Source organism: Vibrio chagasii, assembly GCF_002954585.1.
Lineage (GTDB): Bacteria > Pseudomonadota > Gammaproteobacteria > Enterobacterales > Vibrionaceae > Vibrio > Vibrio chagasii_A.
Map to the genome: position 1 here is coordinate 667,545 of NZ_MSCI01000001.1, position 25,201 is coordinate 692,745.

Below are 25,201 nucleotides of genomic sequence, written 5' to 3' on the forward strand. Positions count from 1 at the left end.
CTCCTTCCTAATGAAAATGCCCATATACACCTCTATATTGTCACATATCAAAAACTATAGCTCTATTCAGCATTGGCTCAATTGCCACTCAATTTCTTGATCTAAAACAATACATCCCCCTAATTAACCCTTAGGTGGTATTTATACAATCATTTCTAAAACTACACTAATTGTAAGGGCTAATGAATAAATGTTAATGGATGCTAGGCGTGCATTCATATTATTAGAAATATTTGTGGGTATTGAGTGATAGATCTATCGAAACGTCGTCTATTTTTTCGACAAAAAGTTGACTCAAATCGTGTTCGTCTACCTTGGATTAAAAACCCAGAAAACTTTGAAACTGACTGTATTCGCTGCGGAAAATGCATCGAGAGTTGTGAGACTAAAATCATTACTATCGGTGATGGCGGGTTCCCCACTGTCGATTTCTCAATTGATGAATGTACGTTCTGCTATCAATGTGCAGATGTTTGTCCCGAATCCATTTTTAAGCCAAAGCAAGGAGAGCCTTGGCAAGCCAAAGCACATATCTCTGATAAGTGTTTAGCACAGCAAAATGTTGAATGCCGAAGCTGTGGAGACATGTGTGAACCTATGGCCATTCAGTTTCAACTTAGAGCAGGCAGCGTTGCTCTACCGAAAATCGAGTTAGATGAATGTAGCGGTTGTGGAGCATGCGTAGCAGTTTGCCCTACTTCAGCCGTTCTTGTGAGTAATGAATAAATAGATATAACGAGAGCAATTTATGGCACTAAATGAAGTGCATATATCAAGTCTAGTCGTGCATGTGAGCCCAGAGCATCTCAATGAGATCAAAGCAGAGATCGAGCAATTCGATAACGCTGAAATCTACGGAGATAGCCCTGAAGGCAAAATCATCGTGGTCCTAGAAACCGAAAACCAAGGTTTTGTAACGGACACCATCGAAGCAATAAACAACATTAAGAACGTTTTAGGGACAGCTTTGGTTTATCACCAAATCGAGACTGGACTAGACGAAACGGATTTAGAAACTGGAAGCAACAATTCTCAACTCGAGGGTGAAGTATGAAAATGACAAGACGTGCGTTTGTGAAAGCAAACGCAGCTGCATCAGCGGCAGCCGTTGCAGGTGTAACACTACCAGCAGCAGCAACCAACCTGATTGCTAGCTCAGATCAAACAAAAATCACGTGGGATAAAGCGCCTTGTCGTTTTTGTGGTACGGGCTGTTCGGTACTAGTAGGTACTCAAAACGGCAAAGTGGTTGCGACTCAAGGCGACCCAGAAGCACCTGTAAACAAAGGCCTTAATTGTATCAAAGGCTACTTCCTTTCGAAAATTATGTACGGTAAAGACCGTCTTGAGCAACCTCTTCTTCGTATGAAAGATGGTGAGTTCCATAAAGATGGTGATTTCGCGCCAGTATCTTGGGACAAAGCGTTCGACGTGATGGCTGAGAAATGGAAAGCATCTCTTAAGAAGAACGGCCCAACAGGTGTTGGTATGTTCGGCTCTGGTCAGTGGACAGTTATGGAAGGCTACGCAGCCGTTAAGATGATGAAAGCGGGTTTCCGTTCAAACAACATCGATCCAAACGCTCGTCACTGTATGGCTTCTGCGGTGGGTGCATTTATGCGTACCTTTGGTATCGATGAACCAATGGGTTGTTACGATGACTTTGAACACGCGGACGCATTTGTACTGTGGGGTTCAAACATGGCAGAAATGCACCCAGTACTATGGACTCGTATTACAGACCGTCGTCTAAGCCACCCACACGTTCAAGTAAACGTACTGTCTACTTACTATCACCGCTCTTTTGAGCTTGCTGACACTGGTTACATCTTCAACCCTCAGTCTGACCTTGCGATCGCTAACTTCATCGCAAACTACATCATTCAAAACGATGCGGTTAACTGGGACTTCGTAAACAAGCATACGCACTTCAAACAGGCAACAACTGACATCGGTTACGGCCTTCGTGATGACGATCCAATACAGAAAGCAGCAGCAAACCCTAACTCAGGTGCAATGACTGCAATCACTTTCGAGGAGTACAAAGCAGCGGTTGCAGAGTACACGGTAGAGAAAGCATCTGAAATGTCAGGCGTATCTGAAGAGAACCTGGTCAAGCTTGCTAAGCAATATGCGGATCCAAACATCAAAGTGATGTCTCTATGGACAATGGGGATGAACCAACATACTCGTGGTGTATGGATGAACAGCCTTGTGTACAACATCCACCTTCTAACAGGTAAGATTTCTACTCCAGGTAACAGCCCATTCTCACTAACTGGCCAACCATCTGCTTGTGGTACAGCTCGTGAAGTAGGTACGTTCTCTCACCGTCTACCAGCAGATATGGTAGTTGCGAATCCTAAACACCGTAAGATTGCAGAGGAAATCTGGAAACTTCCGGAAGGTACTATCCCACCTAAGCCAGGCAAACACGCTGTTGCTCAAGACCGCGCACTGAAAGACGGTACTATCAACGCTTACTGGGTAATGTGTAACAACAACATGCAAGCAGGTCCAAACATCAACACTGAACGTCTACCTGGTTACCGTCACCCAGACAACTTCATCGTATGTTCTGACCCGTACCCAACAGCAACAGCGCAAGCCGCTGACCTTATCCTTCCAACAGCAATGTGGATCGAGAAAGAAGGAGCTTACGGTAACGCAGAACGTCGAACACAAGCTTGGTACCAACAAGTGAAAACTGTAGGTGAAGCTAAGTCTGACCTGTGGCAAATCATGGAGTTCTCTAAGCGCTTCACTATCGAAGAGGTTTGGGGCGAAGAGCTTCTAGCTAAAGCACCTGAACTACGTGGCAAAACCATGTACGACGTGCTTTACAAAAACGGCAATGTTGATGCTTTCCCTCTCTCTGAAGCTCAAGAGCTCAACGACGACGCACAAGCACAAGGTTTCTACGTACAGAAAGGTCTATTCGAAGAATACGCAGCCTTCGGTCGCGGCCACGGTCACGATTTAGCACCATACGATCGCTACCACCAAGTTCGTGGTCTACGCTGGCCAGTTGTTGATGGTAAAGAAACTCAATGGCGCTTTAAAGAAGGTTCAGATCCATATGCGAAAGCAGGCTCTGGTTGGGATTTCTATGGTAAGCCAGACGGTAAAGCACTGATTATCAATGCTCCGTACGAAGCGCCACCAGAAGTGCCAAGCGAAGAGTACGATATGTGGCTATGTACAGGCCGTGTTCTTGAGCACTGGCACACCGGTACTATGACTCGTCGTGTGCCAGAACTTTACAAAGCTGTGCCAGATGCACTGTGTTACATGCACCCTGCTGATGCTAAAGCTCGTGGCCTACGCCGTGGTGATGAAGTTCTTATCGAAAACAAACGTGGTGAAGTTCGTGTACGTGTTGAAACTCGCGGCCGTAACCGTCCACCACAAGGCTTGGTATTCGTACCGTTCTTTGATGCAAGAATTCTGATCAACAAGTTGATCTTGGATGCAACGGATCCTCTGTCTAAACAGACGGACTACAAGAAGTGTCCAGTTAAGATCACTAAAGTTGCTTAAGCCCTAGGCTTAGAGAAACGATCTTAAGCATTAATATTGCGGCTACTTTTTCACCATTTAGAGAAAGTAGTCCTCTCAAAGAATTAGCCTTTAGGCGGAGAAATTAACATGAAAAAACTGATTACTGCCCTACTATCAGCCGGTCTTTTGTTAGCTGGCGTGGCTCAAGCTGAGCTGGATAACCCTGGCGGCATTGGTGGCGTAGAGTCTTTACGTGGTGCAAGTGAGCTTGAAGCAACGCGTGCAGCAGACGACTTCAAAAAGTACCCTCGCGACCAAGTACTTGAAAGCGATTACGTATACCAACCACCATTGATACCACACAATATCCGTAACTACGAAGTGTCTCTAAACGCGAACAAATGTCTGTCTTGCCATAGCTGGAAAAATGCGAAAGAGATGGGTGCAACAAAAATTAGTGTTACCCACTACATGAACCGTGAAGATGCAGTACTTGCTGACGTTTCACCTCGTCGTTACTTCTGTCTGCAGTGTCACGTTCCACAAGCTAGTGCGAAACCATTAGTAGAGAACGAATTCAAACCTGTTGACTCACTACGCTAATCTTAGCCGTATTGTAGAGAGGCGATTATATGAAATTACTAAAAGCGTTTTGGAAAAGACTGACAACTCCTAGTAAAGCAGCCGTTGGCCTTGTACTTTTCTTGGGGTTCTCTGGCGGTCTTTTGTTCTGGGGTGCATTTAACACAGGTATGGAAGCAACCAACACAGAAGAATTCTGTTCTGGCTGTCACGCACCTATCGTTGAAGAGATCCAAGAGACAATTCACTACTCAAACCGTTCTGGTGTTCGTGCAATCTGTTCAGACTGTCACGTACCACATGAATGGACTGATAAAATTGTTCGTAAGGTTCAAGCATCAAAAGAGCTGTACGCTCACTTTATTGCTAAGACGATTGACACGCCTGAGAAATTCAAAGAGCGCCGTCATCACTTAGCGGAACGAGAATGGGCTCGATTGAAGAAGAACGATTCGCTTGAGTGCCGTAACTGTCACCAGTTCGATTACATGGATTTCTCTGAACAGAGCCCTCGTAGTGCGAAACAACACTCAACAGCGCTGGCTTCTGGTGAGAAGACATGTGTAGACTGCCACAAAGGTATCGCACATAAACTACCAGACATGCACGGTGTTGAAGGCTGGCAATAAGGAGCAATTGAATGAGTACTTTAGAAAGCGTGATTTGGCATATCCTAGGTTACAGTGCTATGCCATTTATCATTCTTACCGGCTTCGTAGGTGTTGCAGCCGTATCTCTTTGGATTTTATCTATGGGTAAAGACAAAGAAATCGATTAAGAATCGAATCATCTTTTCTCCTACTTTTGATACCTTAGAGAAGAGTTAAAGTTAAAAAGCCACTGAATTCAGTGGCTTTTTTATTACCTGCGGTTCTGTTTTATTGTTGTAAAGTATCCATACGAACACTAAGCGTCGCGTGGTTGGGCGCCTTTCTCTGTAACTTCTGTATCGCTCTTAGCTTTATCAACAATTGGAAGCACCTGTTTTACGTAATTACCTGGCGCTTGACCAATCACAGGATACAGCTCAGAACCTTGATTGAACGGTTCAACCCTTTCACCCGCTTCAAAGCCCTGTAGCCATTGATTCCAGTGTGTCCACCAAGAACCTTCATTGTGAGTTGCATTTGATAGCCACTCGTCAGCAGAATCATCTAAATTGTCGTTAAGCCAAAATCCATACTTTTTTTTGTCTGGATGGTTAACAATACCTGCGATATGTCCAGACTCGCCCAACACAAACGTCTTGTTACCACCCGTGTTCAGTGCACCGCGGTAAGTCCCCTGCCAAAGTGCAATGTGGTCGTCCTTAGTAGAGATGAAGTAACTAGGTATTTTGATCTTATTCAGGTCAATCCAGACACCGCCCACTTTCACGCCCTTATCTTGCACCAGTTTGTTTTCAAGGTACAACTCTCGTAGCAGGAAGTTATGACACTTAGCAGCTACATTGGTGCTATCACTGTTCCAATAGAGCAGGTCGAACTCCATTGGACTGCTGCCTTTTAGGTAATTGTCAATGTAGTAGTTCCAGTACAAGCTGTTTTCACGCAGCAGACTGAACGTCACACTCAACGATCTACCATCCATAAAGCCTTTAGCATCGTTCTGTTTTTCTATGGCGTTAATGATCGTTTCATTGATATAGGCGCCCACCTCCCCCGGCTGAGAGAAATCTAATAAAGTCGTAAAGAAGGTAGCGGTTTTAATGCGTTTCTTCATACGCTTAGCGGCATAGTAAGCGACTGTTGAAGCCAATACCGTGCCGCCAATACAGTAACCCGCAGCGTTGATCTGCTCTTTGCCTGTAATGTCTTCAATTGCGGTCACAGCTTTCGCGACACCTTCAGTCACATAGTCACCAAACTCTAACTCTTTCTGTGCTTCACCAGGATTGCGCCAAGACATCATGAACACACTGTGCCCTTGTTCAAGCAACCAGCGCACCATCGAGTTCTTCTCACGAAGATCGAGAATGTAATACTTATTGATAAACGGCGGTACGATCAGCAATGGCGTAGCATTAACCTGAGGCGTTTTCGGGTAGTATTGAATCAGTTCAAACAATTCATTTTGGAAAACCACATCACCTTCCGTATTAGCAACATCGACTCCCAACCGGAAAGCATTATTGTTAGTCATGCGAATTTTCAGGATATCAGCGCTTGCTTCAACATCTGCTTGCAGTTGCTCAAGCCCATCGATCAGGTTTTCACCATTTCGCTCAAGCGTCAGTTTCATCAGCTCTGGGTTTGTCGCAATAAAGTTGCTTGGAGAAAGTGCGTTGATCGCTTGACGTGAAAAGAACGCAACACGCTCTTTGGTTTTCTCATCAATGCCGTCAATTGAGTTTATGGTGTCGATATAGCTTTTGCTAAACAACAGATATGATTGCTTGATAAAACTATAAAACGGGTCGTTTTTCCACGCTTCATCAATAAAGCGTTTATCACTGCGATCTTCAGTAATGACACTTTCTGTGTTACCCATCAATGCAGCGTTTTGCCAGATCTTGAGTTGTTGCTCCCACCATTGGGATTGTAACTGAAGTAATACAGCGGGTTGGTTAGCAGCTTGCTCGAAGATTTTCGATGCATCATCAAAATTCAATTCTTGCATCGCTTGGTTTAAGGGAGATTGCGCGGCTTCCTTGTTTTGTTCAAAGTTGTCCCACCATTGCTGGTTTGTTTGTTGAAGTTTAACAAGGTAGTCCGAAAAGAAGTGTTGAAACATAACATGACTCCAATAATCGGAAAATCGCCACCGAGCCTCACAGTAAACACTGTACTAACTCGATGGCGATTGAATTTATGCAGGTGTAACTGTTTTCAAGTTTTCAGTTGTTAGTGTTTCAACGTCTTCTTTGAACTCTTTCGCTACCGCTTGCAGCTTTGCGCTGTCGCTCATCATCTGTTGAGACAGTTGAGTTAACGCTGCTAGCTGCTGGCTGTTGAATGCAGTAAGGCTGTTCACATCTTTAATTTCACTTACCGCTTTCATTTGAGCAAGACCCATATCCGTATAAGTCTTCATCGCATTCACTTGCAATTCCGTCATGGTTTGAACGTTCTTTGCAACTAACTTGTTGAACTTAAAGTACGGTTCAAATTGCTTTTCAGTTTGGTCAGTAATTGTTTTGAAAATATCCGTGTACATAAGTAACTCCTGATGAATACATAGTGTAGTAAATTAGTATTTGTATCGTTTCAGCTAAGGTGTGATGGTTTGTTAGCGCACCTCGTAGACTGCAGCGATAAATTGTTTAGCTTGCCAACGCTACATCCGGCGTTAACCTTCAATACCCTTAAGCAGAACAGCGGTTCCCATTCCCCCACCGACGCAAAGTGAAGCAACGCCATAACTGGTCTTTTGCTCAAGCATTTCGTGGATGAGTGAGACAATGATTCGATTGCCCGACGCACCTAGAGGATGCCCTAGCGCAATCGCGCCACCATTGACATTCACTTTTGGTTTAAAGGCTTCGAGAGGTAGATCGTGTTGCTCTGATAGCTGATACATCACACCTAACGCTTGAGCCGCAAACGCTTCGTTTAATTCAAACAGATCAACTTGTTCGAGTGTTAAGCCAGCCTTATCCAGCGCTTTAGATACAGCCTCTACTGGGCCCAATCCCATGATCTTTGGGTCTAATCCTGACTGTGCGTAGCTTGTTAGCTCTACCAGCGGTGTTAGGCCGTATTTTGTTACAGCACTCTCTGATGCCAATATGATTGCACTCGCACCGTCATTAATACCTGAAGCGTTGCCCGCCGTTACAGTACCTTCACGGTCGAAGGCTGGGCGAAGCTTTTGCAAACCTTCGAATGTTGCATCCGCTTTCGGGTATTCATCGGTATCAAAGGTGACGGTCTGTCTGCGCTGTTTCACTTCAACAGGCACAATTTGCTCAGCAAACTTACCCGCTTCGATCGCAGCTACCGCTTTTTGTTGGCTTTCTAGCGCGTAGTTATCTTGAGCAAGACGCGAGATATTCAATGCATTCGCAATGTTCTCTGCTGTCATACCCATGTGGTAATGATTGAACGCATCCGTCAGGCCATCGCCAACAAGCAGATCTTTCATCGAAATGTCACCCATCTTGTGACCGTTACGAATACTTGGCGGAACCACGAAAGGGATTTGAGACATTACCTCCACGCCTGCAGCAACCACGATTTCTGCATCTTGGGCTTTAATATGAGCTGCAGCGTCCATGACTGATTTCATACCACTACCGCAGATCATGTTAACGCCGTAAGCTGGAGTCTCTTCAGGTAGCCCAGCGTAGATAGAAGCCTGACGTGCAACCCCCATACCTTGCCCTGCTGAGATCACGTTACCTACGATCACTTCATCAATCACATCTAGGGGAAGATCTACTGAATCAAGAGCACCTTTAATTGCTACTCCAGCCAGCTCACCCGCACTAACGTTTTTTAATGAACCCGTGAATGAACCAATTGGTGTGCGTTTCGCTGCAACAATAAATACTTTTTCCATCATTCAATTCCTGTAAGTTTCGCCATTAGTGCATGTACAAACCGCCATTTACAGACAAAGTCTCGCCCGTAATATACGCACCAGATTCACTTGCTAGGAAACCCACCGCTTCGGCAATTTCCACAGGCGTTGCTAAACGTTTCATTGGGATTTGATTCTTGATTGAATCCAACACTTCAGGCTTCATTTGCTCAACCATTGGCGTTGCAGTGTAGCCAGGGGCAATCACGTTCACTGTTACGCCACTGCGAGCGCCTTCTGCAGCCAAGGCTTTCGAGAAACCAATCATTCCCGCTTTAGCTGCCGAGTAGTTAGTTTGTCCAAATTGCCCTTTAAGGCCATTCACTGACGAGATATTGATAACGCGGCAGTTTCCTTTCTCACACATAGGTGCGAACAGCGGTTGAGTCACGTTGAACAGGCTGTTTAAGTTCGTTTCGATAACCTCTTTCCACGCTTCGGCGTTCATCTTTTTAAATACGCTATCACGGGTGATGCCAGCGTTATTAACGAGAACATCAACGGTTCCCTCTTCCTCTAACAACTTGCTCAAGCTCAATGCGCACTCTTCTGTGTTGGTGACATCCAATTCAAACAATCTCACTTGATCTTCAGTAAACTGTTTCTCGTTGAACCACTCCAGTGCACACTGATAATTTCCAGTAAAATAAGTCGCAATCACACGATATCCGTCAGCGACCAACTTAGATGATATAGCCGATCCGATACCGCCCTTTGACCCTGTAATTAAAGCAAGTTTTTTCATTAATGGTTCCATCCCTTATAAGCAATTAAATAACAATGATGTTAATAAAATAATGTATTATTCGATAATTAAACTTTCGCGTTGCTTTAATTAAACACTACATATCAAAATCAAAAATTATTATTACAAACAGAAAATAATTCCTACTGATGTCTAAAAATCTGACTAGCTTCACAAAAACCGTGAAATGTTAAATACATGTAAAACCCGCGCAAGCATATGATTTTAAATAATATTTTTAATTTTACTTATATCAGTAAAAATGATAAATCACTGTAAATAAAAGAGAAAACCCTATTCCGAATCTTGTTTCAATAAGAATGCAATATTAAAAACATAATCTATTGAAGACCCAAATATTAGTAAAAGTATTATTTGTTATTAATAAATCTATCTTATTTATTCTATAAAGCGAGCAATATGATTTTAAGGGTAAAATGATTGAATCTTCATTTCATAAATAAGAAAAAGCCCACTCCATTACAGATTGGGCTTTAATAATTAATTGATAACTTATAGTCTAGCGACGGTTACATTCTCAATAGTAATACTTGATTTTCTCTTAATCTGTAAATATTTCATTGGTATTTACATCAAGATAAATTTTGTTTTCAAGAGACAAGCCACCGCAGTAGATAAAGTAAACATCGCGATCGCTATACCGAACCGATTTTACCCAACCGCCTAACTCTTCAAAGTCACTGGGTTCGCACTCACCTTCAGACATCAACTTAGCAACTGAGTTGCGAAATTTCTCTTGGTACAGCTTAAGATCGTCGGACTTAACTAAGTAAGAGTCTAATATCTCTTTGCTTTCCTTATCAGACATGACCACTTCATCATTCGATAAGCCAGACATGGAAACCCACTCTGCTGTTTGCGGGCCACCTTCTTTCAGAACAATGTAATCGGAAATACGTGCCCAATCGCCCAGTTTCTCAAGTACTTCTACCTTTTCCCCTTTGTAGAGGTAGTCCGTTATCAAGCCATCAATCTCAGGCTGTTCTACCACTTCGAGCTTTCTATCTAACACATAAAACTCTGTCTGCTCTGGCTCAGGTTGTAGTTCCATAACAGGCTTTAATTCAGATATAGGTTGCTCAATAGTTTCAGCAACGGGCTCTTCAACTTTTTCTGGTGGCGTAGGATCTTTCTTCATAATGAAGAAGTAGTACGCAGCGCCTCCTCCACCCAAGATTAACAATACAAATAAAGCGATCAGCGCTTTTTTCATTCAATCCACCAACTTATCCGTTAGAAGTGAATTTCCAGTGTACATCAACTCACGCATCAGCTCATCTATACTCTATATTGAAAACATCGTAAGTAGAGGAAGGTCATGAGTTTTTGGGTTAAGGTTCTGATCATAAACGTCTCTTTGAGTGCTAGTGTGGTAATAGCCAGTGAATGTAACAGTGAGAGTTGGCAAACGCTGCTAGCTCGTCAGCTCGCCTTTGAAACTCGCTATAATCAATACACAAAAGAGTTCAACCAAGTTCTCTCAACCTATGAGTCAAAGGCCCTACTATCTAAACATTTCACCGGAGAGCAAGTCGTTGAACTTTGGGCAAAGTATGAACAAAGATTTAATACACAGCTCAACAGCCACATGAATACCGCTTACGATATTTCCGAAGTTCTGCTTAAACAGTCATATGTAGTATCTACCGAACTAGAAGGCGCTCGTTCTCTTGCTCAACTATGGGAAGTAATGGCTAAACAATGCGATAAAGCAAAACTAGCTCGCCAATCAGTAAGCGCACTGTCACATGTGAAGAGCTCTCAATCTCTCTCGCAAGACCTTAATGTGCTGAGTGAAAAGTTCAGGCTACTATCATTTAGGTATCGTCAGGAAGCCACAATGATCGATGCTGCGCGCCAATCAAATGAACGGGAAAGCGTTCAATCAAACGAACCGCTTCGCTAGATTTATCTGCAAAATCAGCCACGCCTGATGAAAATGTATTCAACCCTGCCTTAATCAAAGCTTTATCAATAACTTGTAAAACTAATGTGTTATCTATCAACAACAAAGTTCAATTTCCAACCAATGCAAGTAATTATGTGAGAGATTCATCACAAAATAGATTTACAAACGCCAAAAAATTGTTATCATGAATCTTCATATAACTTAATAACAAGAAACATTTTGGCTAGGTAATATGCAAAAAACTATGGCTTTCAACTGCTTGAGTAACACGGAATGGACTGCAGAGATAAGAGCTAAGCTTTTATCTGTAGCTAAACACATGGAAGAGTTCGGTTCAGTAAGTGAATTAGAGCTATGTAAGATATTTGGAGAAACAATCTGGAATGACGGTGTGGATTATCATTCACATGCTTTTTCATTCAGAATTAATGCACAAACTGGAGATTGTTCAATCTCTAACTTTAAGTATCACTAAGTTTTGCACCTATCATATACGGAGTACCTTTCACGAGGTGCTCCGTTTTTTATTGCCTTGAGTTTGGCATCTTGTAAAAGATCTTGGGGCACCTTCGCATTGTTACCCAAAGATCAAATCATTTCGTTTTCAGCTCACTCTCCACCAATAACAACCAAGCTTCCACAGGGTTAGTCGGTATACACCGGAAGCGGCGCATTACCTTTAACTTGCCTTATCGCTAGGTGTGTATGGATATCTTTGACGTTAGATAACCGTTGGAGTTTTCTAGTAAATGCTTCATAGGCCATTAGGTTTGGACTAACCACCTCTAAAAGATAATCATAAGCGCCAGAGACAACATGGCAGCTGATCACCTCCTCCATCTCGACAACCGCTCCTTCGAACTTATCGATCGACACTTCTTGGTGATTGTTTAGGCTCACTTCAACAAACACACTCATCGCCACACCGACTTTTTCTCGAGACAAGCTCACGCGATAGCCATCGATTATCCCTTTTTCTTCAAGCCTTTTGATACGCCTTGCACATGGAGACGCAGATAATCCCACCACCTCAGCGAGTTCAGCCGTTGTCAATCGACCATCTTTTTGTAGTAGTTCAAGAAGATGTCTATCTATTCTATCCATAACGCGACTTATCCTTTGGTATTAAAAAGAGCAATGAGAGCAGCCCCCATTTAGATCTATCACCAATCAACGTGGTAAACATAAAAGACCACAACAAGGGTTTTAAGCACTAATAATTTTTATAATGTTAGCAAAAATCACCAATAGTAAGTAAAAACTCATTCAATTTTGCCAACCTAAGGCACACGAATCCCATCATAATTAATCATCACTCACTTGTTTGTTTATATTATGAAGCTTGGCTACCTTTCCATTACTGTCACTTTACTGATCTGGGCGAGTTTTTTTCTCTCACTAAAAGGTGGCGCCAATTCAAATTTAACGCCCGCAGACATCGCTCTCACTCGCTTCTTTATACCCACCCTCCTGCTACTGCCACTGGTATGGAAAGCCCGTAACATCGTCACTGCGGTGCCTGCGCGATACTTACTCGGTATGTTCATTGGTAGTGGGCTGCCTTACCTCCTTGTCGCTGGTACAGCAATGCAGTTTGTTCCGGTTTCTCACGGTAGTGCTTTAGTTCCTGGGACACTACCTCTATTTGTTACAGGCATTGCGGTCCTCTTTTTTAAACAACCATTGAGCAGGCATCGAGTCGCCGGGTTGGCGATGGTGTTGTTTGGAATCGTGCTGTTTTTAGGCGCGAGCTTAAGCAGTTTGAACTTTGAATACACCAAGGGACACTTGCTATTCTTATGCGGAAGCTTGATGTGGGCGATATTTACGATTTCTGCTCGTGTAGCCAACCTTGACGCATTAGTTAGTGCTGGCTTCATCTCTCTCTGCTCGACGTTACTATTGTTACTTCTCATCGTTACCGGGACGCTCCCTAGTCATCTTGCAGACACACCCATCGCTCAATGGCCATTTACCGAGCTTGCTGTGCATTCTGCAGTACAAGGTGTTGGCGCAGGTTTAATAGCGGCGTTCACATACCTATATGCTGTAAAGACCTTAGGGGCGGAACGATCCGCCGCATTTGGCAGCGCAACACCCGCAATTGCGACTCTTCTGGCTATTCCATTATTTGGCGAGATCCCTGACACGCTAACCTGGCTAGCTCTTGGTTCTATTTGTATTGGCAGCTTGGTAGCGAGCAATATCTTTATGAGAAATGATCAAGCAATGCAGTATCAACCTCCCACTCACAGCAAGGCTTAATTGCGGTTGCTCAGGTATTCCTACTCCTCACTTTCACAATAACGATGTCTAGATAAGCCTACCTTTGCAGGCTTATCTAAAATCTTCTTTTTCTCAACACGCTTCTCCATTAAACTGTCCGACCTTTTTGCCGATTCAAGAGAACACCATGCAACGCGACTACACCTTAAATTGTTTAATCACCATGCCTCGCCATGAACTAGAAGAATTTAGTTTAAGAATGATCCATCGCCTTGTTCCTGAAGACGCAATGACAGAATTGTTCACGTTCGAACAAGAAGAAGTAACCAGCGAAGAACGCATGCAATCAGCGAAGTTCGATGCAATGCTACGAATGACAGCAATTGCACTTGGTGAAGTAAACTTAGCGTTTTCTGAATCGGACAACTCACAGCAAAACATCGAGCGCATGACTCGCCTGCTGTTATGGCACTTCTACTCGATCTCTTTCAACCTTGAAGAAGCGATCGCAATTGAAGTGCACTGTGAGAAAGTTGAGAAGATCTTAAAGAACGCACCAAAAGATGCGTTTGGTTGGGTTAAAGAACTGACAGAGCTGCTTCACTTCTATGCAAAAGTGAATGAAGGCAACGAAGAGAAAAAAGACGCGTAGCGTCCCTTAATCTTCAACAGGGTTCAGTAAAACAGCCCAGCTCATTACAAAGGCAGAATGAACTACACAGAAGGCAAGTAAAAGCTTTGCTGAAACGAGTTCTCTGCCTTTGTTGTTTCTAGTACGCTGTGATGCAGCATCAATATCGACTGAGCGATTTTAGTTCCTATCCCCAATGAACCATTCGGCGCTTCCCGCTCCACCTCATTGTGAATAACCACCCTAACCCGCTTCGAATCCGGCTCTAAGTCAAAACGCAAAAAGGCCGAATCGATTTACCGATTCGGCCTCTGTTTTGTGTATCGTTACTCGTCCTAAAAGTCGTATTACTCTTTAAGCAGAGCTACACGATAGGATCAATTTAGAACGCGTAGTTTGCGTCAATCAACTCGCTGACTTCAACTTTCGTTACTTCAGCACGCGCCTCAAGCCATTGGGCAACTTGAAGTTGTTCTGCTTCAGTTACTGAACGGTAGCGCTCAACAGAACATAAGAAACCTTCAAACAGCTCAAGGCCGCCACCGCCAAAGCACAAACCAATGCTATCGATGAAGTCGATGAAGTCATCAATGAACACATCGTATTGGTCAAAATCAGTAATCGATGTTTTGCAGCTTACTTCAAAGCCCAGAATCGCGAATTCACCTAGGTATAGCTTTTTACGTAGACGACGATTTTTGTTTTCGATTTTATCTAATTTCATAACTGTCTCTCTTTTCGTTTGATTAAGCATTTATACACAGTTCTAACGCAATGCCCAAGAGTTTTATCTTGCATAAAAAGCCTTGAGAAAAAAATCGTGCTACAGAAACAAAAGCTTAATAAAAACGATAAAAATCTGTCACTTAACTACTTCACGATTGGTCACACATTTACCCAGACTATTAACTTATTCATTAATAGATGTGTGAATGACAAACAACAAATAATAAAGTCAGCCAATAGGAAGCAGTTGCGATGAGCAAGGAAACATTTGATAGCACTCGTTTTAACAAGAGTAACAACAAACCCTTCGAAGAGGTTCTAGAAGCAAACCTTTCAAGAAGAAACGTATTGAAAGGCGGCTTAGGCATTAGTGCAATGACCGCCTTTGGTGCATTCGGTTTAGGTGGGCACAGCACAGCTAACGCGGCAACAATGCAAGCTACGGGCGCACAAAAAAGTACTGCGACGCTAGCATTTGAATCCGTTAAAGGCTCATTAACAGACAGCGTGGTTGTGCCTAAAGGATACACAGCACAAGTATTAGTTCCTTGGGGTACTCCACTCAATAAGAAAGGCAATGCTTGGCTAAAAGACGGCACCAACAATGCACAAGACCAAGCTAATGCTCTAGGTATGCACCACGATGGCATGCACTTCTTCTCGTTGGATGGCAACAGCAATGATGGTTTGTTGGTGATCAACCACGAATACATTGACCAAAAAGCACTTCACGCTAATGGCCCTACATACAATGAAGGCACTCGCCCTAACATTGATGAAGTACGTAAAGAGATCAACGCGCACGGCGTGAGTGTGGTTCGCGTTAAACTTGAAGGCAACCAGTGGGTAATGGTCGATAATGACCCACTTAACCGCCGCTACACTGGCGCCACTGTAATGGACCTATCTGGCCCTGTCGCTCACAGTGAGTTTACCAAAACGAAATTCTCACAAGACGGTAGCCAAGCTCGTGGCACATTGAACAACTGTGGTAACGGCTACACACCTTGGGGCACTTACCTCACTTGTGAAGAAAACTGGCCGGGTTACTTTGTCAATAAAGGTACAACGACACCTGCTCAAGAGCGTATCGGTATCGCGACAGACAAAACACGTTACGGTTGGGACACCCTTTCTGGTGACAAACAAGAGCGTTTAGATGAGTTTACACGCTTTGATGTCACACCAACAGCTGATTCTCCAATGGACGATTACCGTAACGAAGCACACGGTCACGGCTACATTGTTGAGATCGACCCATACACAGCAAACTCACGAGCGAAGAAGCGTACCGCTCTAGGTTGCTTCCGTCATGAAGGTTGTACGTTTGGTAAGTTAACCGAAGGCGAACCAATCGTATTCTACTCTGGTCACGACTCTCGTTTCGAATACCTGTACAAATTTGTTTCTGAAGCGAAATGGGACCCACGTGACGCTGAGCCGAGCAACCGCCTAAGCACGGGCGACAAGTACATGGACAAAGGCACGCTATATGTGGCGAAGTTCAACGACGATGGTTCAGGTACATGGTTGCCATTAACACTAAGCAGCAAAACCACAAACGGTGGCAAGCTAAGTGATACGTTTGATTCACAAGCAGCACTTATCGTCAATACAGCAGGCGCTGCCGACCTTGTAGGTGCAACACCAATGGATCGCCCTGAATGGTGCTCTGTTGACCCAATGACAGGTACCGCTTACCTAACGCTAACAAACAACAACAAGCGTAAAGAAGCGAACTCAGCGAACCCTCGTGTAAACAACAAGTTTGGTCATGTTATCCGCTGGGATGAAGGTAAAACGGCGGGCGAATTCGATTGGGATATCTTTGTATTCGGCTCTCCTGCTGTGGAAGATAAGTCTATCAACCGCTCAGGTCTAACAGACATGAACCAATTCGCGAGCCCTGATGGCTTAGCGTTTGATGCGCGTGGCATCCTATGGATTCAAACGGATAACGGTGCAGACGAAGTAACAGGCTATACCAATGACCAAATGCTGGCAGTAGTTCCATCTCAATTAACGGATGACCAAGGCAACAGCGCGGTAATTGATGCAAACAATCAAGCACAGCTAAAGCGTTTCTTCGTGGGTCCAAACGGTTGTGAAGTGACTGGCTTTACAATCAGCCCAGACTTCAAATCATTGTTTGTGAACATTCAACACCCTGCGAACTGGCCATCATCAGACGATGCAACAGTTCAGACTCAAGGTAACGTACGTCCACGAGCATCTACCGTTGTGATACGCCGTGAAGACGGTGGTGAAATCGCGGTTTAATAAGCAAATCTAGCTAAGGTCAGCAATCTTACTGTTATCTAGTTTCTGTTCGCAAGCTAAGTAAAATCAAAAAGAGCGATAAGGCTAATTGCCCTATCGCTCTTTTTGTATTCTATTCAATCTAAGGTTTAAGTAAGAATCAGAGCCCTCAAAACTCATCATCACACCAAGCTCTCTTCATCCTCGAGAAGCAAGAACGATTGAGTTGGGGATATCAATGCTCGTTGTCGTTAAAGCAGAATTAACTCACGAACAACCACACACCAACACCCATCATTAGCGTGCCCGCAATGCGGTTCATCAATTTCACATTGTCTGCCTTACCGAGCATATGTTTAAGGCTCTTACCGCCTGTCGCATACAGAGTCATACAAACAAATTCAGAAGCCAAGATAATAGACACCAGAATCATCAACTGAGGCGCTAAATCTTTACTGCTGTTGATAAAAGGAGGAAGCAGTGAAATCATAAATGCCCAGCCTTTCGGATTCGCAATCGCAGTCACAAAGCCTTGAACCACGAGATCCCAGTCATTATTTACTTTGGTATTTTGAGTGTCGGTACTGATGGCCAGCTTGCCTCTCGAGCGCCACATCTGAACACCCAAGTAGAATAAGTAAGCCGCGCCAACAAACTTAAACCCAGTAAATAGCCATGGGTAATTCAGCATAATAGAGGCAATGCCTAGCACTGCAGCAACCGAAACCACCGCGACGCCAGCTAGCTCACCAATCATCATCCACAATGTACGCTTATAGCCAATGCTCATACCCAGTGTTAAGGCCAAAGTCATGCACATACCTGGGGTGATTGAAACAAAGAAAAACGTGGGGATGAAAGCCAAAAGTAGCGCGCTATCCATATTATTACCTTACTGCCTTGTTACTGCTTGAAACTCACTGTTTCCCGATTGAGAAACAGTTCACTGAAAATTGGGAGATTGAAAAATCGATGATCACTAACGCCAGAATAAGCATTTATGTAGAACAACCGTGTTTATAAATAACACCGCGCCCAAAAACGCAAAAGAGCCACAATACAGTGGCTCTTTTCCATAACCAACCGTAATTTTACTTACGACGGTTTTTAATTCGCTTCATCATCGCTAGACGACGTTCTGCGCTTGCTTGGTCTTGTGGTGCATCGTTCGCGTTATTCTTACGACCTTGGCGGTTTTTGTATGCCGCTTTCGTGTTTAGCTTCTCGATATAAGCATCACGCTTCTTAGGCTCGTAACCAGGTTGCTCAACACGACGAATACGTTGTTGAATCAGTTTCTCAACCTGCACCACGGTCAACTCTTCTTCGCGGTTAACGAAAGAAACAGCATGGCCTTGCTTACCTGCACGACCAGTACGGCCGATACGGTGAACATAATCTTCTGCTAAGAAAGGCATGTCGTAATTAATCACGTGTGGTAAGTCTTCAATATCAAGACCACGAGCCGCAACATCGGTTGCTACCATTACACGTGCTTTACCTTCTTTAAAATCATCTAGAGCACGACGACGAGCACTTTGCGCTTTATCACCGTGACACAATACTGCTTTAATGCCGTCTAGTTTAAGCTCTTTTACCACTTCGTTTGCGGTTTCTTTGTAGTTCACAAATACTAGCACTTGGCGCCAGTTTTTACGGCCAATAAGCTCAGACAGTAGCTCTGTTTTACGCTCTTGATCCACAGGGTAAACTACGTGACCTACCGTTGCAGCCGTTGAGTTTTCACGCTCAACACTGATACGTTTTGGCTTACGTAAGATATCAACCGACAGTTGGTTTAACTGCGTTGATGTGGTCGCAGAGAACATCATGATTTGTGGAGAAGTTTCTACATCCAACATGATCTTGCGAACCGCATTGATAAAGCCCATATCTAAGATACGGTCAGCTTCATCAAATACTAGGAATTCTAGGTTAGCAATAGACACGTTACCCGCTTCTAAGTGCTCTTCTAAACGGCCTGGCGTCGCAACCAGAATATCAACACCCAGTTCTAATTGACGAACCTGAGAAGACATCTTGTTACCACCGTAAACCGCAGAAACGCTTAGTTCTGTGTATTTAACGTAGTCTTTAATGTTTTGAGCAATCTGCGCTGCTAGCTCACGAGTTGGAGCTAAGATAAGGCCGCGAGCCGTTCCTCGAGATGCTTTTTTACCGCTGTTCAGTAGATGCTGGATAACAGGCAATGAGAATGCCGCTGTTTTACCTGTACCGGTTTGAGCAGTAGCAAAAATATCATGGCCTTTACGAGCCATTGGAATTGCTTTTTGTTGAATTGGTGTGAGTTTTTCATAACCGCACTCAGTCAGCGCTTTGACTAATTCAGGAGCAAAACCTTGAGAGGAAAATGACATTGTTACGAGTTCCTTAAGCAGACAGCCTACATTCTTATTTCAGCCGAGCACTATAAAGTAATTAGAGTGATTTATCTCACATTTATCGTGATATAACGCAAATTTTCTCACTTAATCTGGTGTTTACCACGCGAACCGCGAAGCAAACACCCAATTATTAGGCTCAAACAGAGCATAAACCCTATTTGATGCCACACAGCTTGAGCAATATCTGCTCTAGGTCGCTCCAAGGCATAAGCTGTGAGTCGATGACTTCTAATCGTGATTCAAAGCCATCGAGTGTGATTTCATTGACTGACACAACTTGATTCGCGACGTTGAAAGCAAAGCAACCTTGGTCGGTGTTAACCACCGCTTTAACGCGCTCTGCCGTTAAATCAGACAGCATTGAGAATAGCGCATCGAAATCGAATTTATACTCTGCGCCAAACAACCAGCCACAGCTAAAGTAACCCTGCCCTTTGTTTTCCTTGCGGATGAACGCTTCGCCCGGAGGAAGTTCGAATTGAGGTTCTTGTTCAGCGTGATCATGATGGTGTGATTCAAGATGAGTTGAAGCACTGCCGTACACACGCTCAATGTCCAACACTTCTAGAGGCACTTCACCATCATGAATCAACTTATGGAACACTTTCGCTGGCGTTTGATCCGTTACCCAATCGTTAAAGACATCGATATCTTCAGAATGAACAAGGTCAACTTTAGTACCAAGAATCACATCAGCACTGTCTAGCTGATCATTAAAGTTCTGGTTAGATGTGTATTTTTCATTGGAAAGGTTACGTGGGTCTACCAAACCTAACGTCGCTTTTAAGTCGACATAAGGTGCGTATTGTTCCGAAGTCAGTGTCGCAATAACCTGCTTTGGATGTCCTAGGCCTGTTGGCTCAATCAGTAAACGGTCTGGCTTTTGACGAAGCAACGCATTAATGCCCACCGACATCGGTACGCCAGCAGTACAACACATGCAGCCACCCGGCACTTCTTTAATCAATGCGCCTTGATCTGTCATCAATGCACCATCAATACCAATCTCACCGAACTCATTAACCAGAACAGCCCAGTTTTCATTCTCAGGTTTATTTTTCAAAAGGTTCAAGATAGCAGTCGTCTTACCAACCCCTAAGAAACCCGTAATTATGTTCGTAGGAACTTTTTTGGTCATATCAATTCTCCTTTTTAAGGGAGTATATACTCAATCACTAAAAAGTTGACCCCAATCGCTTGTTTATACTTAGATTGATAAATTGAAAACAAGCCCTTGGCCAAGGAAGAGTGAGACGAGAAATTGGTGCAGGCATTCAAAGGTTTGGCGCTAGACAAAGAGAAGTGATTTGGGATGCTCCAAACAAACTAAAGGCGTACTTCAAGAGTACGCCTCACCCTCGTTACTCAATCGTGAGTTCGCGAATCAGGAAGTCTTTAATATCGACCTGAACATTTAACGAGGAACTAAAACTTTGTATTTTTGAATCCATCCAAATTGTGTGTAAAACCTCATGTCTCCTTGCGGCTCGTTATGTTGCTTTACGATTTAACTATGGTTCATTTTGGTAGTAATTCAAGTTAGCGCTGTAGATTCGATCAAAATTGTGACGGTGATTCCACTACATTCTTTATACAATATATTTATGTAATACACTCCTTTCATAAATGAAATTCAACTTTGCATCTTTGTTGCTATAGGATAAGCAGAGTAGGCGTATAATTTACTTAAGCCCCGCCGCATCAACTCAGGAACCAAACTTCAATGACCAATAGAGAGAAATTTAAGCAGTCCCTTTTAGCAAAAATGCCAAGGGGTGCTATTAACCAATTTCTTTCTAGAGACAAAGCTTCCGTTTCAGTTCTCATCCTTTCTTGCCTTGTTGGTATCCTTGCAGGTGTTGTTGGTACCTACTTCGAAGTTGCAGTGCATTTCATAACAGAAACACGTACCGACTGGCTGAAAGATGAGCTAGGCAATCACCTACCACTTTGGTTATCAGCGTTTCTTATCAGTGCAGCCTTTGCTTTCATCGGCTATTTTCTCGTGCACCGCTTTGCCCCGGAAGCCGCAGGATCAGGTATCCCTGAGATTGAAGGCGCGATGGACGGGATGCGTCCAGTTCGTTGGTGGCGAGTTCTACCTGTGAAGTTCTTTGGCGGTATGGGTGCCTTAGGTTCAGGTATGGTGTTAGGTCGTGAAGGACCAACCGTGCAAATGGGTGGCAGCATTGGTCGTATGGTCACAGATATCTTCCGTGTAAAAGACGATGACAGTCGACACTCACTGCTTGCCTCTGGCGCAGCTGGTGGTTTAGCTGCTGCATTCAATGCTCCGTTGGCTGGGATCATGTTCGTTGTTGAAGAGATGCGACCACAGTTCCGCTACTCTCTCATTTCTATCAAAGCCGTTATCATTTCAGCCGTTTCAGCCAACATTGTATTTCGCTCTATCAATGGGCAGTCGGCTGTCATCACTATGCCTCAATATCAACAGCCTGAACTGAGCGCACTTTGGTTATTCTTGTTGTTAGGCGTACTGTTCGGAATGTTTGGTGTAATTTTCAATAAACTGATCACCCTTTCACAAGACATGTTTGTCGCAATACACAAAAACGACCGCAAACGTTACTTGATGACAGGTACATTACTCGGTGGTTGCTTTGGTTTATTGCTTCTCTACATCCCAGAATTGACTGGCGGCGGTATCGGCATTATCCCAAATGTCACCAACGGTAATTACAGCACCAACATATTGCTGCTTATTTTCCTAGGACGTGTGCTTACCACACTACTCTGTTTCGGCTCTGGTGCACCGGGTGGTATTTTCGCTCCTATGCTAGCACTAGGTACACTCTTCGGTTATGCCTTTGGGCTTATCGCGGCGGCACTCTTCCCTGAGTTAAATATAGAACCAGGTATGTTTGCGATTGCAGGTATGGGCGCACTGTTCGCTGCGACTGTACGCGCGCCGATTACAGGTATATTGCTGGTTATCGAAATGACCAATAACTATTACCTGATCTTACCTTTGATCATTACCTGCCTTGGTGCCGTTATCTTTGCGCAAATGCTAGGTGGCCAACCAATCTACAGCCAACTACTGAACCGCACCCTTAAAAATGAGAAGTTGAGACAACAAGACCTCCCTCAACAAGAGGAATTTCGTTAAGAACAAATGACTCATAGAACAAAAGCACACATTCAACGTGCTTAATGTCCCGATTCCGCATCAAAGTCAAAAAAGCAAACGTTAAAGTTGCTATCATCCACTCAAAATTAGTTGAGCGCCCTCAACAGCTATTGATGGCACAACTGCACGCATCAAATAGAGCAAAAATTCTATTGTTAGCCATTGTTTTATAAGTAACTAAGTTGGAGCAAGTCGTTGAACTGGAGAAGGTTGACCCAAGTAAAAAACGTGCCGCCATCTCAGGCATCTTTAGCACTTGGTGTTATAGGTCTAGGACAAGCTTGGGCTTTATATATCCCAAGCATAGGTGAAGTTATTCGCCCCTACCTCGCTTCATTTGGTGCGCTACTTCTATTACCTGTTTTACTTCGTTACCTCACAAGTTTTAATACCTTCATCAATGATATTCGTCACCCGCTTAGTGGAAGCTTAATGGCGCCAATGAGCATGGCACTATTGATCCTGTGTGACTATTTAGCCGAAATATCACCGATAATCGCCTACCCGATCTGGTTCTGTGCGCTATTACTTCATTTTTCGATGATGGTATTGTTCTTCGGTTTTCAGATCATCAATTTCAAGATGTCTAATATCGTTCCAAGCTGGTTCCTATATCCTGTGGGGTTGATAAGTAGTTCTCTGGCGGGTACCCAATTTGGACACACAGTGTTTTCAGAAACGCTTGCAGCCACTTGTATCGGTATCTACTTCTTCTTACTACCTGTAGTGCTTTACCGTTTGGTATTTGAAGGAAACCTCCCTCGTAGAGCAAGACCGACACTAGCAATCATGGCGGCTCCGGTGAATTTGTCGCTTGCCGCTTACTTGGTTAATTTCGACCACCCCGACCCAATCCTGACAGGCGCTTTAGCGGGTATTGCGATTACCATGACGTTGCTGATCTACTTATGCTATGTAAGGCTCATGCGACTGAAGTTCCAACCTTCCATTGCAGCGGTGACCTTTCCATCAGTAATCAGTGCTATCGCTATGCATCGTTTAACCACCTTTTTCAGTGCCGAGTATCCACAATGGTACTGGCTACATAAATTTGGTTTCTTCGAATTGACCATCGCAACCATCCTAGTCATTTGGGTTGCTGGCGGTTACGTGAAGATGTATTGGCCGGAGCTTTTTGATCCTGATTACATGTCTAAGAAAGTCAAACGTTCTTAACCAATTCAAATAACACTTTCTAGCTCTCTGAATCCGTAGCTTCGCACAAAACGAAAAAAGGCCTCACACTGTGAGGCCTTTTGATTGGGCAAGGTTTTTAATAGCTCAGGCGAGTGTTAACACAACTACCTTGAGAGCTTAGAAGTTAGCGTGAGGGCCAAATACTTCGTAGTGAACACGAGAGCGGTCAACTTTCAGTGCGTCTAGCTGCTCAACAATGTTCTTCATGAAGCCTACAGGGCCACAGATGTAGAAATCGCTGTCTTTGAATCCTTCAGTATCAGAGATCGAAGCAAGATCCATTTGACCTTCGTGTGTGTTTTCACACGCAGATGCTTCTTTGTTCATGTACCATGTCTTCGCAGACCAGCCTTTATCAGCAACGATGTCTTTCACACGTTTAGTGAATGAGTGTTGACCTTCATTTTCACAAGCATGTAGGTAAAGCACTGGCTCGTTTTTCTCTTCAGTATTCAGGAACTCAAGCATTGACTGCATTGGCGTTACACCAACACCTGCAGAGATAAGCGTTACTGGCTTTCTGCGCTCTTGATACATGAAGTCGCCCGCCGGAGCGTAAAGGTTTACTTCATCACCGATAGCAACCGTGTCGTGTAGGTGATTAGAAACCACGCCCTGTGTTTCTTGGCCATGGCCTTCACGCTTCACAGAGATGCGGTATTGCTTACCGTTCGGCTTATCTGATAGTGAGTATTGACGAATTTCGCTATATTGCGCGCCTTCTGGCTTAACTTCGATACCGATGTATTGACCAGGCGTGTAATCTAGAACGTCACCGCCATCTTTTGGTTGTAGAATAAAGCTTGTTACTAGTGCTGATTCTTCAATCTTGTCTGCAATCACGAACGTACGTGCTGCTTCCCAACCGCCAACAGCTTGTTTGCGTTGTAGGTAAAGCTCAGCTTCACGATCGATGAATACTTGAGCCAAGAAAAGGTAAGCCGCTGTCCACGCCTCTTCTACTTCAGGTGTAAATGCGTCTGTTGCCAATTCACGTAGTGTTTCAATCAGGTGTAAACCAACGATTTGGTAGTGTTCTGGTTGAATGTTAAAACTTGTGTGTTTGTGAGCAATGCGTTCAACCGCTGTTGTTAACGCTGCTAGGTTTTCAATGTTCTTTGCATATGCCGCGATAGCTTCAAACAGTGCTACGCCTTGGCGACCTGTTCTTTGGTGAGTCATATTGAAGATATCTTTTAACTCAGGGTTATGCGTAAACATACGTTGATAAAAGTGCTGAGTTAAAGCTGGGCCTGCGCTCTCAAGTAGAGGAATAGTAGATTTGATGATTTCGATATGTGCATTGTTAAGCATGAATTTACTCCGA

At 43.8% G+C, this 25,201-nt stretch carries 24 protein-coding genes and 1 pseudogene; 13 read left to right on the top strand and 12 right to left on the bottom strand.

Annotation, left to right across the window (positions count from 1 at the left end; genetic code table 11):
- Positions 1-246 precede the first annotated feature (246 nt).
- From napF to BTO10_RS03275, 6 genes are all read left to right on the top strand, one after another.
- On the top strand, positions 247-726 hold the full coding sequence (gene napF, locus BTO10_RS03250) for a ferredoxin-type protein NapF (RefSeq protein ID WP_105023553.1): 480 nt from the start codon (positions 247-249) through the stop codon (positions 724-726).
- A gap of 22 nt (positions 727-748) precedes the next feature.
- The gene (locus tag BTO10_RS03255; RefSeq protein ID WP_008219286.1) at positions 749-1,054 is read left to right on the top strand and encodes a chaperone NapD; all 306 of its coding nucleotides are present in this window, start codon (positions 749-751) and stop codon (positions 1,052-1,054) included.
- On the top strand, positions 1,051-3,540 hold the full coding sequence (gene napA / locus BTO10_RS03260; protein WP_105023554.1) for a periplasmic nitrate reductase subunit alpha: 2,490 nt from the start codon (positions 1,051-1,053) through the stop codon (positions 3,538-3,540). The genes BTO10_RS03255 and napA overlap by 4 nt, the downstream gene beginning before the upstream one ends.
- 108 nt (positions 3,541-3,648) lie before the next feature.
- Complete coding sequence (locus BTO10_RS03265; protein ID WP_105023555.1) at positions 3,649-4,104, top strand: nitrate reductase cytochrome c-type subunit; 456 nt, start codon at positions 3,649-3,651, stop codon at positions 4,102-4,104.
- 29 nt (positions 4,105-4,133) lie between these two features.
- Positions 4,134-4,712 carry a NapC/NirT family cytochrome c gene (locus BTO10_RS03270; protein WP_004740118.1) on the top strand — a complete coding sequence of 193 codons (579 nt, stop codon included), beginning with the start codon at positions 4,134-4,136 and terminating at the stop codon, positions 4,710-4,712.
- An 11-nt stretch (positions 4,713-4,723) separates the two neighbouring features.
- The gene (locus BTO10_RS03275) at positions 4,724-4,861 is read left to right on the top strand and encodes a TIGR02808 family protein (protein WP_105023556.1); all 138 of its coding nucleotides are present in this window, start codon (positions 4,724-4,726) and stop codon (positions 4,859-4,861) included.
- Positions 4,862-4,989: 128 nt separating this feature from the next.
- On the opposite strand, the gene phaC is transcribed toward BTO10_RS03275, so the two are convergent.
- From phaC to BTO10_RS03300, 5 genes are all read right to left on the bottom strand, one after another.
- Positions 4,990-6,816, bottom strand: coding sequence for a class I poly(R)-hydroxyalkanoic acid synthase (gene phaC / locus BTO10_RS03280; protein WP_105023557.1), 1,827 nt, complete (start codon positions 6,814-6,816; stop codon positions 4,990-4,992).
- Between the two features lie 75 nt (positions 6,817-6,891).
- Entirely contained in the window at positions 6,892-7,239 is a 348-nt protein-coding gene (locus tag BTO10_RS03285) for a phasin family protein (RefSeq protein ID WP_105023558.1), read from the bottom strand.
- Positions 7,240-7,371: 132 nt separating this feature from the next.
- Positions 7,372-8,583, bottom strand: a complete 1,212-nt coding sequence (locus BTO10_RS03290; protein WP_105023559.1) for an acetyl-CoA C-acetyltransferase — start codon at positions 8,581-8,583, stop codon at positions 7,372-7,374.
- 25 nt (positions 8,584-8,608) lie between these two features.
- Positions 8,609-9,349, bottom strand: a complete 741-nt coding sequence (locus BTO10_RS03295) for an SDR family oxidoreductase (protein WP_004740113.1) — start codon at positions 9,347-9,349, stop codon at positions 8,609-8,611.
- Positions 9,350-9,911: 562 nt separating this feature from the next.
- The gene (locus BTO10_RS03300) at positions 9,912-10,583 is read right to left on the bottom strand and encodes a hypothetical protein (RefSeq protein ID WP_105023560.1); all 672 of its coding nucleotides are present in this window, start codon (positions 10,581-10,583) and stop codon (positions 9,912-9,914) included.
- A gap of 105 nt (positions 10,584-10,688) precedes the next feature.
- Here BTO10_RS03300 and BTO10_RS03305 point away from each other — a divergent pair, with 105 nt between their 5' ends.
- Both BTO10_RS03305 and BTO10_RS03310 read left to right on the top strand, forming a co-directional pair.
- A complete protein-coding gene (locus BTO10_RS03305; protein WP_105023561.1) occupies positions 10,689-11,276 on the top strand; it encodes a hypothetical protein in 588 nt (195 codons plus the stop codon).
- Positions 11,277-11,511: 235 nt separating this feature from the next.
- Positions 11,512-11,754 (top strand): hypothetical protein, encoded by a 243-nt coding sequence (locus BTO10_RS03310; RefSeq protein WP_004740110.1) that lies wholly within the window; start codon positions 11,512-11,514, stop codon positions 11,752-11,754.
- A gap of 170 nt (positions 11,755-11,924) precedes the next feature.
- Here BTO10_RS03310 and BTO10_RS03315 read toward each other — a convergent pair whose 3' ends face one another.
- Entirely contained in the window at positions 11,925-12,383 is a 459-nt protein-coding gene (locus BTO10_RS03315) for an Lrp/AsnC family transcriptional regulator (protein WP_004740109.1), read from the bottom strand.
- A gap of 231 nt (positions 12,384-12,614) precedes the next feature.
- Between BTO10_RS03315 and BTO10_RS03320 the strand changes: the two genes are divergently transcribed.
- A complete protein-coding gene (locus BTO10_RS03320; protein ID WP_105023562.1) occupies positions 12,615-13,544 on the top strand; it encodes a DMT family transporter in 930 nt (309 codons plus the stop codon).
- Between the two features lie 148 nt (positions 13,545-13,692).
- On the top strand, positions 13,693-14,157 hold the full coding sequence (locus tag BTO10_RS03325; protein ID WP_008219313.1) for a hypothetical protein: 465 nt from the start codon (positions 13,693-13,695) through the stop codon (positions 14,155-14,157).
- Between the two features lie 62 nt (positions 14,158-14,219).
- Here the strand turns inward: BTO10_RS03325 and BTO10_RS03330 are convergent.
- Both BTO10_RS03330 and BTO10_RS03335 read right to left on the bottom strand, forming a co-directional pair.
- Positions 14,220-14,405: pseudogene (locus BTO10_RS03330) on the bottom strand (sensor histidine kinase); the annotation flags it as partial.
- A 113-nt stretch (positions 14,406-14,518) separates the two neighbouring features.
- Positions 14,519-14,860 carry a 50S ribosome-binding protein YggL gene (locus BTO10_RS03335; RefSeq protein WP_105023563.1) on the bottom strand — a complete coding sequence of 114 codons (342 nt, stop codon included), beginning with the start codon at positions 14,858-14,860 and terminating at the stop codon, positions 14,519-14,521.
- 254 nt (positions 14,861-15,114) lie between these two features.
- Between BTO10_RS03335 and BTO10_RS03340 the strand changes: the two genes are divergently transcribed.
- Complete coding sequence (locus BTO10_RS03340; protein ID WP_105023564.1) at positions 15,115-17,142, top strand: PhoX family protein; 2,028 nt, start codon at positions 15,115-15,117, stop codon at positions 17,140-17,142.
- 241 nt (positions 17,143-17,383) lie between these two features.
- Here BTO10_RS03340 and BTO10_RS03345 read toward each other — a convergent pair whose 3' ends face one another.
- From BTO10_RS03345 to BTO10_RS03355, 3 genes are all read right to left on the bottom strand, one after another.
- Positions 17,384-18,004: a LysE family translocator gene (locus BTO10_RS03345; RefSeq protein WP_008219322.1), complete on the bottom strand. Its 621-nt coding sequence runs from the start codon at positions 18,002-18,004 to the stop codon at positions 17,384-17,386.
- A gap of 208 nt (positions 18,005-18,212) precedes the next feature.
- The gene (locus BTO10_RS03350; protein WP_004740103.1) at positions 18,213-19,499 is read right to left on the bottom strand and encodes a DEAD/DEAH box helicase; all 1,287 of its coding nucleotides are present in this window, start codon (positions 19,497-19,499) and stop codon (positions 18,213-18,215) included.
- Positions 19,500-19,680: 181 nt separating this feature from the next.
- Entirely contained in the window at positions 19,681-20,664 is a 984-nt protein-coding gene (locus tag BTO10_RS03355; RefSeq protein WP_004740102.1) for a CobW family GTP-binding protein, read from the bottom strand.
- 585 nt (positions 20,665-21,249) lie between these two features.
- Here BTO10_RS03355 and clcA point away from each other — a divergent pair.
- Both clcA and BTO10_RS03365 read left to right on the top strand, forming a co-directional pair.
- Positions 21,250-22,656, top strand: a complete 1,407-nt coding sequence (gene clcA, locus BTO10_RS03360; RefSeq protein WP_105023565.1) for a H(+)/Cl(-) exchange transporter ClcA — start codon at positions 21,250-21,252, stop codon at positions 22,654-22,656.
- 216 nt (positions 22,657-22,872) lie between these two features.
- On the top strand, positions 22,873-23,853 hold the full coding sequence (locus BTO10_RS03365; RefSeq protein WP_181143950.1) for a TDT family transporter: 981 nt from the start codon (positions 22,873-22,875) through the stop codon (positions 23,851-23,853).
- A gap of 138 nt (positions 23,854-23,991) precedes the next feature.
- Here BTO10_RS03365 and hmpA read toward each other — a convergent pair whose 3' ends face one another.
- On the bottom strand, positions 23,992-25,188 hold the full coding sequence (gene hmpA / locus BTO10_RS03370) for an NO-inducible flavohemoprotein (protein WP_004740099.1): 1,197 nt from the start codon (positions 25,186-25,188) through the stop codon (positions 23,992-23,994).
- Positions 25,189-25,201: the final 13 nt, after the last annotated feature.

Coding starts and splice junctions, on each gene's coding strand:
- BTO10_RS03255 (WP_008219286.1), top strand. CDS start 749: ATGGCACTAAATGAAGTGCATATATCAAGTCTAGTCGTGCATGTGAGC.
- napA (WP_105023554.1), top strand. CDS start 1,051: ATGAAAATGACAAGACGTGCGTTTGTGAAAGCAAACGCAGCTGCATCA.
- BTO10_RS03265 (WP_105023555.1), top strand. CDS start 3,649: ATGAAAAAACTGATTACTGCCCTACTATCAGCCGGTCTTTTGTTAGCT.
- BTO10_RS03270 (WP_004740118.1), top strand. CDS start 4,134: ATGAAATTACTAAAAGCGTTTTGGAAAAGACTGACAACTCCTAGTAAA.
- BTO10_RS03275 (WP_105023556.1), top strand. CDS start 4,724: ATGAGTACTTTAGAAAGCGTGATTTGGCATATCCTAGGTTACAGTGCT.
- phaC (WP_105023557.1), bottom strand. CDS start 6,816: ATGTTTCAACACTTCTTTTCGGACTACCTTGTTAAACTTCAACAAACA.
- BTO10_RS03285 (WP_105023558.1), bottom strand. CDS start 7,239: ATGTACACGGATATTTTCAAAACAATTACTGACCAAACTGAAAAGCAA.
- BTO10_RS03290 (WP_105023559.1), bottom strand. CDS start 8,583: ATGGAAAAAGTATTTATTGTTGCAGCGAAACGCACACCAATTGGTTCA.
- BTO10_RS03295 (WP_004740113.1), bottom strand. CDS start 9,349: ATGAAAAAACTTGCTTTAATTACAGGGTCAAAGGGCGGTATCGGATCG.
- BTO10_RS03300 (WP_105023560.1), bottom strand. CDS start 10,583: ATGAAAAAAGCGCTGATCGCTTTATTTGTATTGTTAATCTTGGGTGGA.
- BTO10_RS03305 (WP_105023561.1), top strand. CDS start 10,689: ATGAGTTTTTGGGTTAAGGTTCTGATCATAAACGTCTCTTTGAGTGCT.
- BTO10_RS03310 (WP_004740110.1), top strand. CDS start 11,512: ATGCAAAAAACTATGGCTTTCAACTGCTTGAGTAACACGGAATGGACT.
- BTO10_RS03315 (WP_004740109.1), bottom strand. CDS start 12,383: ATGGATAGAATAGATAGACATCTTCTTGAACTACTACAAAAAGATGGT.
- BTO10_RS03320 (WP_105023562.1), top strand. CDS start 12,615: ATGAAGCTTGGCTACCTTTCCATTACTGTCACTTTACTGATCTGGGCG.
- BTO10_RS03325 (WP_008219313.1), top strand. CDS start 13,693: ATGCAACGCGACTACACCTTAAATTGTTTAATCACCATGCCTCGCCAT.
- BTO10_RS03335 (WP_105023563.1), bottom strand. CDS start 14,860: ATGAAATTAGATAAAATCGAAAACAAAAATCGTCGTCTACGTAAAAAG.
- BTO10_RS03340 (WP_105023564.1), top strand. CDS start 15,115: ATGAGCAAGGAAACATTTGATAGCACTCGTTTTAACAAGAGTAACAAC.
- BTO10_RS03345 (WP_008219322.1), bottom strand. CDS start 18,004: ATGGATAGCGCGCTACTTTTGGCTTTCATCCCCACGTTTTTCTTTGTT.
- BTO10_RS03350 (WP_004740103.1), bottom strand. CDS start 19,499: ATGTCATTTTCCTCTCAAGGTTTTGCTCCTGAATTAGTCAAAGCGCTG.
- BTO10_RS03355 (WP_004740102.1), bottom strand. CDS start 20,664: ATGACCAAAAAAGTTCCTACGAACATAATTACGGGTTTCTTAGGGGTT.
- clcA (WP_105023565.1), top strand. CDS start 21,250: ATGACCAATAGAGAGAAATTTAAGCAGTCCCTTTTAGCAAAAATGCCA.
- hmpA (WP_004740099.1), bottom strand. CDS start 25,188: ATGCTTAACAATGCACATATCGAAATCATCAAATCTACTATTCCTCTA.